This is a genomic window from Devosia sp., from assembly GCF_028290625.1.
Taxonomy (GTDB): domain Bacteria; phylum Pseudomonadota; class Alphaproteobacteria; order Rhizobiales; family Devosiaceae; genus Devosia.
In genome coordinates, this window is record NZ_JAQGJM010000001.1 from 1 (window position 1) to 13,285 (window position 13,285).

Annotated in this window: 12 protein-coding genes and 1 pseudogene; 11 read left to right on the top strand and 2 right to left on the bottom strand. The window is 63.7% G+C overall.

Features of this window, described 5'->3' with window-relative positions; translation table 11 throughout:
- Nucleotides 1–842: 842 nt before the first annotated feature.
- Nucleotides 843–2,432, bottom strand: a complete 1,590-nt coding sequence (pckA, locus tag JWR51_RS00005; protein ID WP_299741898.1) for a phosphoenolpyruvate carboxykinase (ATP) — start codon at nucleotides 2,430–2,432, stop codon at nucleotides 843–845.
- Nucleotides 2,433–2,684: 252 nt separating this feature from the next.
- Here pckA and JWR51_RS00010 point away from each other — a divergent pair, with 252 nt between their 5' ends.
- The 11 genes and pseudogenes from JWR51_RS00010 to JWR51_RS00060 all read left to right on the top strand — a co-directional run bounded on the left by JWR51_RS00010 (nucleotide 2,685) and on the right by JWR51_RS00060 (nucleotide 12,868).
- On the top strand, nucleotides 2,685–3,401 hold the full coding sequence (locus JWR51_RS00010; protein ID WP_299741901.1) for a response regulator transcription factor: 717 nt from the start codon (nucleotides 2,685–2,687) through the stop codon (nucleotides 3,399–3,401).
- Between the two features lie 7 nt (nucleotides 3,402–3,408).
- Nucleotides 3,409–5,208, top strand: a complete 1,800-nt coding sequence (locus tag JWR51_RS00015; RefSeq protein WP_299741904.1) for a sensor histidine kinase — start codon at nucleotides 3,409–3,411, stop codon at nucleotides 5,206–5,208.
- Nucleotides 5,209–5,217: 9 nt separating this feature from the next.
- Nucleotides 5,218–5,688, top strand: a complete 471-nt coding sequence (locus JWR51_RS00020; RefSeq protein ID WP_299741907.1) for a hypothetical protein — start codon at nucleotides 5,218–5,220, stop codon at nucleotides 5,686–5,688.
- A gap of 164 nt (nucleotides 5,689–5,852) precedes the next feature.
- Nucleotides 5,853–6,254, top strand: coding sequence for a PTS sugar transporter subunit IIA (locus tag JWR51_RS00025; protein ID WP_299741909.1), 402 nt, complete (start codon nucleotides 5,853–5,855; stop codon nucleotides 6,252–6,254).
- A complete protein-coding gene (locus JWR51_RS00030) occupies nucleotides 6,254–6,562 on the top strand; it encodes an HPr family phosphocarrier protein (RefSeq protein ID WP_299741912.1) in 309 nt (102 codons plus the stop codon). Before JWR51_RS00025 ends, JWR51_RS00030 begins: the two co-directional genes overlap by 1 nt.
- Nucleotides 6,559–7,095, top strand: coding sequence for a GrpB family protein (locus JWR51_RS00035; protein ID WP_299741915.1), 537 nt, complete (start codon nucleotides 6,559–6,561; stop codon nucleotides 7,093–7,095). The genes JWR51_RS00030 and JWR51_RS00035 overlap by 4 nt, the downstream gene beginning before the upstream one ends.
- Before the next feature lie 60 nt (nucleotides 7,096–7,155).
- Nucleotides 7,156–7,659 (top strand): DUF2937 family protein, encoded by a 504-nt coding sequence (locus JWR51_RS00040; protein WP_299741918.1) that lies wholly within the window; start codon nucleotides 7,156–7,158, stop codon nucleotides 7,657–7,659.
- A gap of 293 nt (nucleotides 7,660–7,952) precedes the next feature.
- Complete coding sequence (ahcY, locus tag JWR51_RS00045; RefSeq protein ID WP_299741920.1) at nucleotides 7,953–9,356, top strand: adenosylhomocysteinase; 1,404 nt, start codon at nucleotides 7,953–7,955, stop codon at nucleotides 9,354–9,356.
- A gap of 393 nt (nucleotides 9,357–9,749) precedes the next feature.
- Nucleotides 9,750–12,128 (top strand): PAS domain-containing sensor histidine kinase, encoded by a 2,379-nt coding sequence (locus JWR51_RS00050; protein ID WP_299741923.1) that lies wholly within the window; start codon nucleotides 9,750–9,752, stop codon nucleotides 12,126–12,128.
- Nucleotides 12,128–12,535, top strand: a pseudogene (tsaE, locus tag JWR51_RS00055) (tRNA (adenosine(37)-N6)-threonylcarbamoyltransferase complex ATPase subunit type 1 TsaE); the annotation flags it as partial. The gene JWR51_RS00050 and the pseudogene tsaE, both read left to right, overlap by 1 nt.
- A 153-nt stretch (nucleotides 12,536–12,688) precedes the next feature.
- Complete coding sequence (locus tag JWR51_RS00060; RefSeq protein WP_299741926.1) at nucleotides 12,689–12,868, top strand: hypothetical protein; 180 nt, start codon at nucleotides 12,689–12,691, stop codon at nucleotides 12,866–12,868.
- Here the strand turns inward: JWR51_RS00060 and JWR51_RS00065 are convergent.
- Nucleotides 12,855–13,277 carry a DUF1810 domain-containing protein gene (locus JWR51_RS00065; RefSeq protein ID WP_299741929.1) on the bottom strand — a complete coding sequence of 141 codons (423 nt, stop codon included), beginning with the start codon at nucleotides 13,275–13,277 and terminating at the stop codon, nucleotides 12,855–12,857. The two genes, JWR51_RS00060 and JWR51_RS00065, sit on opposite strands and share 14 nt — an antisense overlap.
- Nucleotides 13,278–13,285 lie beyond the last annotated feature (8 nt).

Here is a 13,285-nt window from a genome sequence, read left to right on the forward strand (position 1 = left end):
GTGGCCATCCTTTGAGTGGGATGACGAACGTCGCGCTGGCCCAGGGATCGCGCGACCGCATTCCCCTCCCACCAAACTCCCCACGGCCGTTCGTCGCGAACCCGCAGCCATTGTGGAGATATCGGGGGTGATTATGGGGGAGGTTTTGAGGGTGGGGAGAAGGGGGATAGATTGGGGCATGCCCTCGTGGTTCGAGGCTCGCGAAGGGCTCGCACCTCACCATGAGGGCTACTGAGGGAATTGCGGTGTTTCATCGGGTATCGCTGGCTCGATAGATTTCATTGCCCCAGTAGTCCTCATGGTGAGGCGGGAGCGCAGCGAGCCTCGAACCACGAGGACGTGGCATGATGGTGGTTTCGCGATGATCTTGCGGCTGCGGCAATATCTGGGGCTGGGCCCGGCCTGCGCCGGGGTGACACCGTGGGTGGGTAGGTGTTGTGCCAAGCAAGGCGAGAAGCGCGATAGTTTTGCGCTAACGATACCCCCACCCGGCCTCCCCTGGAAGGGGGAGGAGATCGCGCCACTCTTGGAACTCGATCCAGTTTAACTCACCGGTAGACTCCTCCCCTCGAGGGGGAGGTTGGGTGGGGGTGATCGGAGCCGCGATGTCGCACTATGCGGCGACCTTGCGGCTGGGATCTCGGGATGGGCTCCGGCCTACGCCGGGTGACACCGGGGGTGGGGAGGTGAGCGATGCGCACTCCACACTCGGTCTTCCGGTCGCACTAAATTCGGTGGAGCGGCGAGCGGCCCGCGGGTCAAGCCCGCGGGAAGACCGAGTGGGTGGAGGTATGTGCCCCGATGTCCGAAGGTGCCACAGCTCTCGGACAGGGAGCTGATTCTCACTCCGCCGCTTGAGCCAATCTCGGCCCGGCCGAGGCATCAGCCTCGCCGCCGAATTTCTCGAAATTCTTGCGGAACAATCCGGCGAGATAGATCGCCTTGGCGTCATAGGCGTCACCATCGGCCCAGGTGGCCCGTGGCGTTAGCAACTTGCTATCAACCCCCTCAACCGCCAGTGGCACCTCAAACCCGAACAGCTCATCAACCCGCATCGGGGCCGTCTCCAGCGCGCCGCCAAGGGCGCCGTTGAGCAGGCGGCGGGTGGAGGCGATGTCGATGCGCTTACCCACGCCGTAGCCGCCGCCGGTCCAGCCGGTATTGATCAGCCAGGCGGCGGCGCCGCTGGAGCGCAGTTTCTCGGCCAGCATCTCGCCATAGACGCCGGGATGCAGCGGCATGAAGGGGGCGCCGAAGCAGGCCGAAAACGTTGCCTGCGGCTCGGTGACGCCGCGCTCGGTGCCGGCCACCTTGGCGGTGTAGCCGGAGAGGAAGTGATAAACCGCCTGCTCGGGCGTCAGCCGGGCAATCGGCGGCAGCACGCCAAAGGCGTCGGCGGTCAGGAACACCACGGTGCGCGGCGTGCCGCCGACGCTGCCCTTGGCGATCGAGGGCAGTACGCTGAGCGGATAGGCGGCGCGGGTGTTTTCGGTCAGCGAGATATCGTCGAATTCGGGAACCTGACCGGCGTCGAGCACGACGTTTTCCAGCACGGTGCCGAAGCGGCGCGTGGCCGCGAAGATTTCGGGCTCCGCGCTGGCGCTGAGCTTGACGGTCTTGGCGTAGCAGCCGCCTTCGAGGTTGAACACGCCGTCCGCACTCCAGCCATGCTCGTCATCGCCGATCAGGGGGCGGCTCGGATCATTGCTGAGCGTGGTCTTGCCGGTGCCCGACAGGCCGAAGAACAGGGCGGTTTCGCCGTTGGCGCTCAGATTGGCCGAGCAATGCATCGGCAGCACGCCTTGGCGCGGGGCATGGAAATTGAACAGCGAAAATACCGACTTCTTGATTTCCCCGGCATAGAGCGTGCCGGCGATGACCACAATGTTGCGGCTCATGTCGAGCGCGATCACCGTATCGGTGCGGCTGCCATGGCGGGCCGGATTGGCCTTGAAGTGCGGCACATGCACGATGGTGACCTGCGTGGCATTCGGGCCGGTCTCGACCTCGCCGGGGCGAATAAGCAGGTTGCGGATGAACAGCGCATGCCAGGCGCTCGGCGTCAGCACCGTCACGCCATATTGGTGGCGTGGATCGGCCCCGGCCAGGAGGTCCTGGCGGTGCAGGTCCTGCCCGGTCAGCGACGCGATGGCATCGGCCAGCAGCACGTCGAAATGATGCGGGCTCATGGCGCCCGAATTGTCCCACCAGACGCTATTCTCGGTCAGCCCGTCGCGGACGATGAACTTGTCCTTGGGCGAGCGCCCGGTGAAATGGCCGGTGCGCACCGAAACGGCGCCGTCCGCCGTCAGCTCGGCCTCGTGCCGCTCCACGGCTCTTGCCACCAGCACCGGGGCGATGGCGTTAACCGAAATCGCGTCGGCGCCATCTGTTATGGTCTGGCGCAAGGCCTGATGATCGAACATGCTCATCTTGTCGCTCCCAATGTTCGGCACGAAAAGACTTTGCGTGCCGGCCAACTGGGCGCAAACTACTGTGCATGATGGGACGCCAACCATCCCCAAATCGGTCTTAAGACTGAAGTTGCATCGGCTTTTGTAGGGGTTGCCAGGTTCCATTACCCTTGGCCGCGCCATATTTAACGCGTATTTGTCGCTTGCAACGACGCAGCCTAAAAGCGTCCAGGCCGTTGCGCCTGTCTACAAACAAGAGAAAGGCAGCTCATGCCAAAGATCGCCCTGGTGGACGACGACCGCAATATTCTCACTTCCGTGTCGCTGACGCTGGAAGCCGAAGGATATCAGGTCGCCACTTATACCGACGGCGCCTCGGGCCTCGAGGGTCTGACCACCGACAAGCCGGACCTGGCCATTTTGGATATCAAGATGCCGCGCATGGACGGCATGGAGCTGCTGCGCCGACTGCGCCAGAAATCGGACGTACCGGTGATTTTTCTCACCAGCAAGGACGAGGAAATCGACGAGCTGTTCGGCCTCAAGATGGGCGCCGACGATTTCATCACCAAGCCGTTCTCCCAGCGCCTGCTGGTCGAGCGCGTCAAGGCGATCCTGCGCCGCGCGGCCCCGCGCGATCCCTCGGCGCCGGCCGGCGTGCCGGGCGAACCGGGTTCGGGCAAGGCGCTGATCGAGCGTGGCTCGCTGGTGATGGACGAGGAGCGCCATACCTGCACCTGGAAGGGCCAGCGCGTCACGCTGACCGTGACTGAATTTTTGATCCTGCAGGCCTTGGCGCTGCGGCCGGGCGTGGTCAAGTCGCGCAATGCCTTGATGGACGCCGCCTATGACGACCAGGTCTATGTCGACGATCGCACCATCGACAGCCACATCAAGCGGCTGCGCAAGAAGTTCAAGGCCACCGACGACGACTTCGAGATGATCGAAACGTTGTATGGCGTCGGCTACCGCTTCAAGGAGCAATAAGAAGCCTTTGGCTATTCTGGATCACGAGCGTGAAGAGGACACCGGCGCTGCGGCGCCGGTCGAGCATACGGCTGCGCCGCCTCCCAAGGAGCCCAAGCGCCGCCGCCACCTTTGGCGCACGCTGATCACGCCATTCTACAAGCTGGCCTATGGCATCGGGAAGTTCCTCGATTTCACCATTTTCTCCAGCCTGACGCGCCGCATCATGGTGCTGAACCTGGCGGGCCTGCTGGTTCTGGTGGTGGGCATTCTGTACCTCAACCAGTGGCGCGCCGGGCTGATCGATGCCCGCGTGCAGTCGCTGCGGGTGCAGGGCGAAATCATCGCCGCCGCCGTCGCCGCCTCGGCCACGGTCGATAGCGACGTGATTTCGATCAATCCCGATCGCCTGCTCGAGCTGCAAAGCGGCTCCTCGGTGTCGCCGCTGAGCTATTTCGATCCGAGCCTGGAATTTCCCATCAATCCTGAACGCGTCGCGCCGCTACTGCGCAACCTGATCACGCCCACCCGCACCCGCGCTCGCATCTACGATCAGGGCGGGTTGATGATTCTCGACAGCGACAATATCTATGCCCGCGGCGAGGTGATCCGGCAGGCGATCACCACCGAGCCACCGTTCTTCCTGTGGGATTGGTGGAATGCCGTCCTGGCCTGGGTGCCGGGCGACAATTATCCAAAGTACCAGGAATACGACATCGACGAGGGCCGCCGCTATCCCGAGGTGGATTCGGCGCTACAGGGCGCGCCGGCCGATTTCGTGCGCGTCGATGCGCATAATCAACTGGTGGTTTCGGTCGCGGTGCCGGTGCAGCGGCTGCGTGCCGTCGTGGGCGTTATCCTGCTGTCGACGGCGCCGGGCGATATCGACCAGATCGTCACCCAGGAGCGCTGGGGCATTCTGCGTATCGCGCTGATCGCAGCGGCCGTGCAGATCGCGCTGTCATTGCTGCTGGCCGGCACCATCGCGGGGCCAATGCGGCGGCTATCGGCGGCGGCCGAGCGGGTGCAGACCGCCGGCAATGCGCGCGCCGAAATTCCCGATTTTACCGACCGTACGGACGAGATCGGCCATCTATCGGGCGCGCTGCGCTCGATGACCGACGCGCTCTACAACCGTATCGAGGCTATCGAGCGCTTTGCCGCCGACGTGGCTCATGAGCTGAAGAACCCGTTGACCTCGCTGCGATCAGCCGTCGAAACCCTGCCGCGCGCCAAGCGGCCCGAGGATCTCGAACGACTCAACGCCATCATCCAGCATGATGTGCGGCGCCTCGATCGGCTGATTTCCGATATTTCCAATGCCAGCCGGCTCGACGCCGAACTGGCCCGCGAAGGCGCCGAGCGCGTCGATATCGAAAAGCTAGCCGAAGCCATGGTGTCGATGCACAACGATATGGCGTCGCAGCGCAATGTCCATGTCGAAATGGCCAAGCGCGTCGGGCGCGGCGCGGCCATCGTCAATGGCCACGAAAGCCGGCTGGCGCAGGTGTTTTCCAACCTGATCGACAATGCCGTCTCGTTCTCGCCCGATGGCGGCGTGGTGCGCGTGGCGCTCGCCACCGATGCCGACGACATCAGCGTGACCATCACCGACGAAGGCCGCGGCATTACGGGCGACGCCACCCGCATCTTCCAGCGCTTTTATACCGATCGTCCCGATACCGAGAGCTTTGGCGACCATTCGGGGCTGGGCCTGTCGATCTCCAAGCAGATCGTGGAGGCCCATAAGGGAACCATCAAGGCGCATAATCGCACTGACCGCTCCGGCGCTGTGTTCTCTGTTGTATTGCCCAAGGCGCGCAAATAGATTGGCCGCATGAGCAAACCGAAGAACGTGCATGGTACTGGGCTGGTATTGGGCGAAATCGGCGTTTTGTTGCGCGGTCCTTCGGGAGCCGGAAAGTCCGTTCTGGCGCTGAGCCTGCTCGATCGCTGGACCGATCGGGGGCAGCCATCATTCCTCGTCTCCGATGATCGGGTCGATCTGAGCGTCAAGGACGATATCGTCACCATGCAGGCGCCGCCCAATCTGGGCGGGCTGGTCGAGTTGCGCGGACGCGGCCTGGTGCGGCGGCCGCAGCAGTCCGAGGCGCGCGTGCATCTGGTGATCGACCTGGTCGAGGATTTCGCCCGCATGCTGGAGGAGGAAGAGTTTTCCACCGACCTGCTCGGCGCTGCCGTGGCGCGGGCCCCGGTGCCCAAGGCCGGCGTTGTCGGGCTGGGCCACCAGATGCTGCTGGTCAAGGAAGCCATCGCGGCGCTGAGCCCGCGCTCGGCGCTGGCGTGACAAAATACCACTTGAATCCGTGCCACACCGGGGCAAGACTGAGTTCCCATGGCACTTTAGGCTGGGATATATCGGGCTTTTGATGACGCGTGGCGCGCGGCGGGATATACTGGCATGCCTTTAGCGTCGTACACTGACGTTCCGGGGCAGTCTGGGGAAATTGCATGATCGGTATGGTTCTGGTGACGCATGGCGCGCTTGCCCATGAATTCAAGTCGGCGCTTGAGCATGTCGTCGGACCGCAGGATCACTGCGAGACCATCGCCATTGGTCCGGACGACAATATGGAAGAGCGCCGCAACGACATCCTCAAGGCCATCGACGATGCCGAGGACGGCGACGGCGTCATCATCCTGACCGACATGTTCGGCGGCACCCCGTCCAACCTGGCCATTTCGGTGATGCAGAACCGCCAGGTCGAGGTGATCGCCGGCGTTAACCTGCCCATGCTGGTCAAGCTGGCGCGCATCCGCGGCGACATGCCGATCAAGGAAGCCGTCAACATGGCCCAGGAGGCGGGCCGCAAATATATCAACGTCGCCAATTCGATCCTCGGGGCCAACTAATGGAGACCGCGGCCGGCGACCGCGCGGTTGCGCAGCAATTGACCATCGTCAACCGCAAGGGCCTGCATGCCCGTGCCTCGGCGCGCTTCGTGCGCACCGCCGAGTGTTTCGACGCCACCATCAATGTCATCAAGGACGGCACCTCGGTGGCTGGCAATTCCATCATGGGCCTGATGATGCTGGGGGCCGGGCCTGGTTCGACCATCCTGGTGCAGGCCAGTGGCAAGCAGGCGCGCGAGGCGCTGGAAGCCATCGTCGAGCTGGTCAATAACGGCTTTGACGAGGACAGCGACGGGGCCGCGGGGTGAGCGAGGCGATCGAACTGCATGCTGCCGATCCGGGCTGGCCTGCAGCTTTCGAAGCCGAGCGTGCGCTGATCCTGCCGTGCTTTATCACTCCGCCGCGCCTGCTGGAGCATATGGGCTCGACCGCGATCCCCGGTCTGCCGGCCAAGCCCGTCATCGACATCATTGCGCTGGTTGACGATCTCGATACAGCGCGCGCCGCCATCCTGGCGCTTGAGGCCACGGGCTATTCCTATTGGGCCGCTAATCCCGACACCACCAAGCTCTATCTGGCCAAGGGCCTGCCGCCGGCGCCACGTCGCACGCATCACCTGCACATCCACGATGATGCCGACGAGGTGAGGCGGCACCTGATGTTCCGCGATCACCTGCGCGCCAATCCTCAGGTTCGCGATGCCTATTTTGACCTCAAGCGGGATTTGGCCAGTCGCTTTCGCGATGACCGCGAGGCATATTCCAAGCTTAAGACGGACTTCATTGACGCGCTCGTACTGTCGCTGGGCGGGCCGGCGCGCAAGGTTCCCTGGAACCGCTGACAGACGCTGCCGTTGACCCGGCCATGAGCCAAGCAAGCCGAGCGCAAGGAGAGCCGTTTCATGCGTCGAGTGGTAGCCGGTATTGGTGGTGTGGCTCTGGCCGTCGCGCTCAGCCAGTTTCCCGAATATGCCCAGCAATACACCCAACGCCTGGGCGGCGCGGTGGATGAGTTGCGCATTGTCACCGAGAAGTTCGACCACGATGCTCAGGAGGCCGGGCTGGATCGGCAACAGGCGCTGACGCGGTTCGAGGCGTCTTCGGATGAGTTCCTCGCGGGACGCGGCACCAGCGAGGCGGCTAATTTTGCCCGCTACGAGCAATTGAGCGCGACGCTCGCCCGCATCCAGAACGCCAATGCGGTGCAGCGCTTCCAGATGCTGCCGGCCTATTTCGATACCGATATCGGCGCCCGCACGCTGGAAAACTACCAGCCGGCTGTGCCGGTGACGGTGGAGGGGATTTTGTATGCCGGTGGGGGATTGCTGGTGGGTTATCTGGTGCTGTCGGGACTGTGGCGGTTCGTAACCATGCCGTTCCGGAGACGGTATCCGGCGTATCGGTAAAATCTCCGCGTGTTTTCCACACTCGGTGTCACCCCGGCGCAGGCCGGGCCTATCCTGAGATTTCACCACAATCCGCTAGATCGCTCTGACTGCTCCACCTTGCGGCAAGCGACGCCATCTCGAAATGGGCCCCGGCCTTTGCCGGGGTGACACCGAGGGTGTGGGTGATCCGGCGGTTGAAATTGTCACCTCGTTACCGGGATATAAACTTATCTTTATATCCCCGGTTGATCCGCACCTGCCCTCCGCGTATAAGCCCCTCAATCGTCCCTGATCATGCCCGGAGCATCCTCATGAGCCTCAAGCCGACCGACTATGCGGTCAAAGACATCGCCCTCGCTGATTTCGGCCGCAAGGAAATCACAATCGCCGAAATCGAAATGCCCGGCCTGATGTCGATCCGCGAGGAATACGCCGCGGCCCAGCCGCTCAAGGGCGCGCGCATTGCCGGCTCGCTGCACATGACCATCCAGACCGCGGTCCTCATCGAAACTCTGGTCGCGCTCGGCGCCGAAGTGCGCTGGGTGTCGTGCAACATCTTCTCAACCCAGGACCACGCTGCCGCGGCCATCGCTGCCGCCGGCATCCCGGTGTTCGCGCACAAGGGCGAAAGCCTTGAGGAATACTGGCAGTTCACCGACCGCATGATGGATTGGGGCAATGGCCTCACCCCCAACATGATCCTCGACGATGGCGGCGACGCCACCATGTATATCCTCAACGGCGCCAAGGCCGAAAAGGACATCTCCGTTCTCGACAAGCCGGGTAGCGAGGAAGAGGAAATCTTCTTCGCCACTATCAAGAAGCGCCTGGCTTCCAGCCCCGGCTTCTTCACCAAGATCCGCGACGCCATCCGCGGCGTGTCGGAAGAAACCACCACGGGCGTGATGCGCCTCTATCAGCTGCACGCCAAGGGCGAGCTGCCGTTCCCCGCCATCAACGTCAATGACTCGGTGACCAAGTCCAAGTTCGACAACAAGTACGGCACCCGCGAATCGCTGGTCGACGCCATCCGCCGCGGTACCGACGTGATGTTGGCCGGCAAGGTCGCCATCGTCTGCGGCTTCGGCGACGTGGGCAAAGGCTCGGCTGAATCGCTGCGTGGCGCTGGCGCCCGCGTGCTGGTGACCGAAGTCGACCCGATCTGCGCCCTGCAGGCCGCCATGGAAGGTTTTGAGGTCGTCACCCTCGAGGATGCCGCCCATCGTGCGGATATCGTCGTCACCGCCACGGGCAACCGCGACGTGCTGATGGTCGACGACATGCGCAACCTCAAGGACATGGCCATCGTCTGCAATATCGGCCATTTCGATAACGAGATCGACGTGCTCGGCCTGCGCAACTTCAAGTGGACCAACATCAAGCCGCAGGTCGACGTGATCGAGCAGCCCAATGGCAAGCGCCTGATCTTGCTGTCCGAAGGCCGCCTGGTGAACCTGGGCAATGCCACCGGCCACCCTAGCTTCGTGATGTCGGCGAGCTTCGCCAACCAGACTTTGGCGCAGATCGAACTGTGGACCAATGGGGTGAACCTGGAGAAGAAAGTCCATGTTCTGCCCAAGCATCTCGATGAGAAAGTGGCCGAACTTCACTTGGCCAAGCTCGGCGCCAAGCTGACTAAACTGACCAAGACCCAAGCCGACTATATTGGTGTTTCGCAGAACGGGCCATTCAAGTCGGGCGAATACCGGTACTGATTTATCCCTATTGCTGTTATGCTCAAGGTCAGCCGGTTCGTCCGGCTGGCCTTTTTGTTTGCCGCTGTTTGTTTCTGCTTCGTTCCCCGTCAAGTGGGCATATCAATGATTTGCCCGCTATGCACAGCCATTAAGACTCTTTTAGCCGATTCACGCGACCGGTATGGTGAAGTGATTCGGCGGTCAGGGGCGTAAGGCCGGCGAATGGGGCGGCAGGATCAATCGATTCGGCGTACGTCGCTCCGCTTTGAGTGCATGCGTTCCGGACCCGGAAAACGGGCCGGCCCTGGCATCGACAACAGTTTAAAGAGGCAGCGCATGGCGCCGGATCGTTTCCGGAGACGTTGGGGATTCGCGGTACTAGGTGCCGCACCCCTGACCCTGATATCGGCTGTGCCCGCCCTCGCACAATCGAGCTCTGGCAATACTATCGGTGGCGCCGCGCCGCTGGCCATCGCCGTCGGTGCCGGAGGTTTCGCACTGGTCGCCATGGCCATCGTGCGCAACATGCTGGCTGACAGCAAGGCCGCAAGGCAACGCGCCGCTGAGCAGATCGCCAGCTTGCGCGCCCTGGTCGACGAATATGAAGTGCTGCTGTCGGGCACCCGGGAAGTCACCGTGTTCTGGACCGAAAATGGCACTGGCGGCGTCAAGTTTCTCGGGCAGGTGGCCTCGGTGTTGCCGCCCGGGCGGCAACCCGAAAGCGTGTTGAATTTCTCCTCGTGGCTCATTGGCGACGATGCCGACCGGCTGGCTCGCCTGCTTGAAGCCCTGCGCGTCGATGGCCATGCCTTCGCCGTCAGCCTCAAGGCGCTCGACGGGCGCGTGGTGCGGGCCAATGGCTGGGTACTGGGTGGCGGCGCGGCCCTGCGTCTGCGTCCGGCCTTCCTGCAGCCCGAACCCATGCCCGAGCTTGCCGTAACGTCCGCCACCGGCGATCTGGCCAGCGCCCGCGCCGTGCTGGCGATGATGGACAAGCCCGCTTTCGCCCGTGACACCTCTGGCCGGCTGGTGTTCGCCAATGCGGCCTATCTCAAGCTCGCCAAGGACCTGGGCAAGGCCGGCAGCGAGACTGCGCCGGCCGAACTGCTCGACGCGCCGCTGCTCAAGAGACACATGGCCGCCTGCGCCAACGGGCAAAAGGCGACGCTGCCGGTCGCCTGGCCGGAGCAGGGTGCATTCGAGCTGGTGGAATTTCCGCTCGAAAACGGCCGCGCCGGCTATTTCCGGCCTGCCGACGTGGCGGCCAAACCGGCCGATGGCACGCTGGCTCACATCACCGGCATTATCGGCGCGCTGGCCACCCCGATCGCCATTTTCAATGCCAATCGCGAGCTGGTGCAGTTCAACCAGGCCTATGCCAATCTCTGGCATCTCGATCCCAAATTCCTGGTGCTCGGCCTCGACGAACGCGCCATTTTGGACAAGCTGCGCACCGAGGGCATGTTGCCCGCCGAAGTCGATTACCAGACCTGGCGCGCCCAGCACCTGACCTCCTATAGCCTCAAGGCGCCGCGCGAGAACGAGCCCTGGCACCTGCCCGATGGCCGCACCATCAAGGTGATTGCGGCCCCAGCCGGCGCCAAGGGCGGCGTCATCTATGTGTTCGAGGACATTACCGAGCGCCTGAAACTGGAAAGCACCAACAAGGCCTTCACCAATGTGCAGCGCGAAACCATCAATGCGCTCAGCGAAGCGGTGGCGGTGTTCGGCACCAATGGCCGCCTGACCATTTCCAATCCACGCCTGTCGGGGCTGTGGAAACTGCCGATGAACGAGCTGGGCCAAAGCCCCCATATCGACCAGATCGCCGAGGCCTCGGGCCGCGCCATGCCGGACGATGGCGCCAGCATCTGGCGCGACCTCAAGCGTGGCATCATTGATCTCAACCCGACCCGCTCGGACACGACCGGCCGTATCAATCGCGCCGATGGGCGGCTGCTGGATTATGCCATCACCCGCCTGCCCGACGGGCAGACCATGATGACCTTCCTCGATGTCACCGAAAGCGCCAGCTATTCCAAGGTGCTCAAGGAGCGCAACGATGCGCTAGTCGCCGCCGACCTGCTCAAGGATGCTTTCGTCGAGAACGTCTCCTACGAACTGCGCTCGCCGCTGACCAATATCATAGGCTTCGCCGACCTGCTCGCCTCCAGCGAAGGCGGCGGGCTCACCGAGCGGCAGCGTTCCTACACCGATTATATCCGCGCCTCCTCGGTGACGCTGGGCGTGCTGATCGACAATATTCTGGACCTCGCCTCGGTCGATGCCGGCATTGCCGAGTTGCGGCCGGAACTGCAGGACGTCACTAGCCTTGTCGACAAGGCCCGCGCTGGCCTCTCGGCGACGTTCCCGGAAATCTCCGGCGAAAAGCCCATCAACCTCACGGTCGAAGTCGACGACCACTTGCCGCCCTTTATCGCCGACGGTACCCGCATCGTGCAGGTACTGTACAACCTGCTCTCCAACGCCGCGCGCTTCTCCCCGCCCGGCGGCGAGATCAAGCTGAGCGTCAGCGCCCGCAGCGAGCGCATGCTGTTCGTCATCGAGGACGAGGGCCCGGGCCTGACCGACGAAATGAAGAACGCCATCCTGACCCGCATCGATGCACCGGCCGGCCGCCAGCGCGGCGCCGGCCTGGGGCTGGCCATCGTCAAGACCTTCGTCAACCTGCATGGCGGCACCATCACCGCCGAGCGCCGCGAACCGCGCGGCAGCCGCATCACCGTCAACCTGCCACGCGACAGCGCCATGGCGGGCGTCGCCGAATAATGGAGCGGCTCCTCGCCGATGCCGAGGCGACCGACGCGTTGGGCGCCGAACTCGCGGCCAGCCTCAAGGCCGGCGACCTCGTGCTCCTGCTGGGCGATCTGGGCGCAGGCAAGACTGCCTTGGCCCGCGCCATCATCCGCACCCTGGCGGGTGATGCCGAACTCGACGTGCCCTCGCCGACCTTCGCTCTGGTGCAGCCCTATGACACGCCCAAGGGCGCGGTGCTGCATGCCGATCTCTATCGCCTGGGCGATCCACGCGAAATTGACGAACTCGGCCTGCTCGATAATCCCGCCGCTATCGTGCTGGTGGAATGGCCGGAGCGCGCGCCCGAACTGTTCGACGCTGCCACGCTGATCGTGTCGCTGGCCATCCCGCCGAATGGCGAGGGGCGGACCGCGACGCTTGAGCGCCGCTAGGCCCACCCCTCTAACCCGTCCCAGCGCAGGGGCCGCTGGAGGGAATGGACCCATAATGCCGCCACCCCGAACGGCGGGGATAAGTTTGCGCGGAACCGCTCACCCGTCTGGCAGTTGCTCTCGCTTGCGAAGGAGGCAGCCGTGCAAATCCCGCCATTCGAACCCGACGAGCCCAATCCCGGCCCGGTGCCGCCTGATCCCGACCCCCATCCGCTGACCGATCCACCCGAGCCTGGCGCGCCGCCGGCGCTACCGCCCGATAGCGATCCGCCGCCCGATCCGGGCGAGCCGCCGGACCCGAGCCCGCTCAGAGCCGCTTGATGGTTTCGATATCCTCGACGCTGTCGAAAAACGCCACCAGCGCGCGACGGAACAACGGTTCATGCGGCGCCGCGCGCGAGAACAAGGTCATCGAGGAATGAAACTTGAGATCGTCGGGCGTACCGAAGATTTCGAAAATGCTCGGCCCCGGCTCACTGGGAACGCCGGCCTTGTGCAGCACGGCGCGCGTGCATTGGCGCAACCGCTCGCCCAGGATGGGATGGTCAAAATACTCCCGCGCCTCGCCCAGGCTGTGCAAAGCAAATCGCCGGGCGGTGGCGCTGTGGCCAAGCCCGGCAATCTGCGGAAAGATGAACCACATCCAGTGGCTGCGCTTTTCCCCGGCGCGCAATTCGGCGAGCGCCTGGGGATAAACGCCTTCCTGGGCGATGAGGAACTGGTCGAACATCGCCCGCA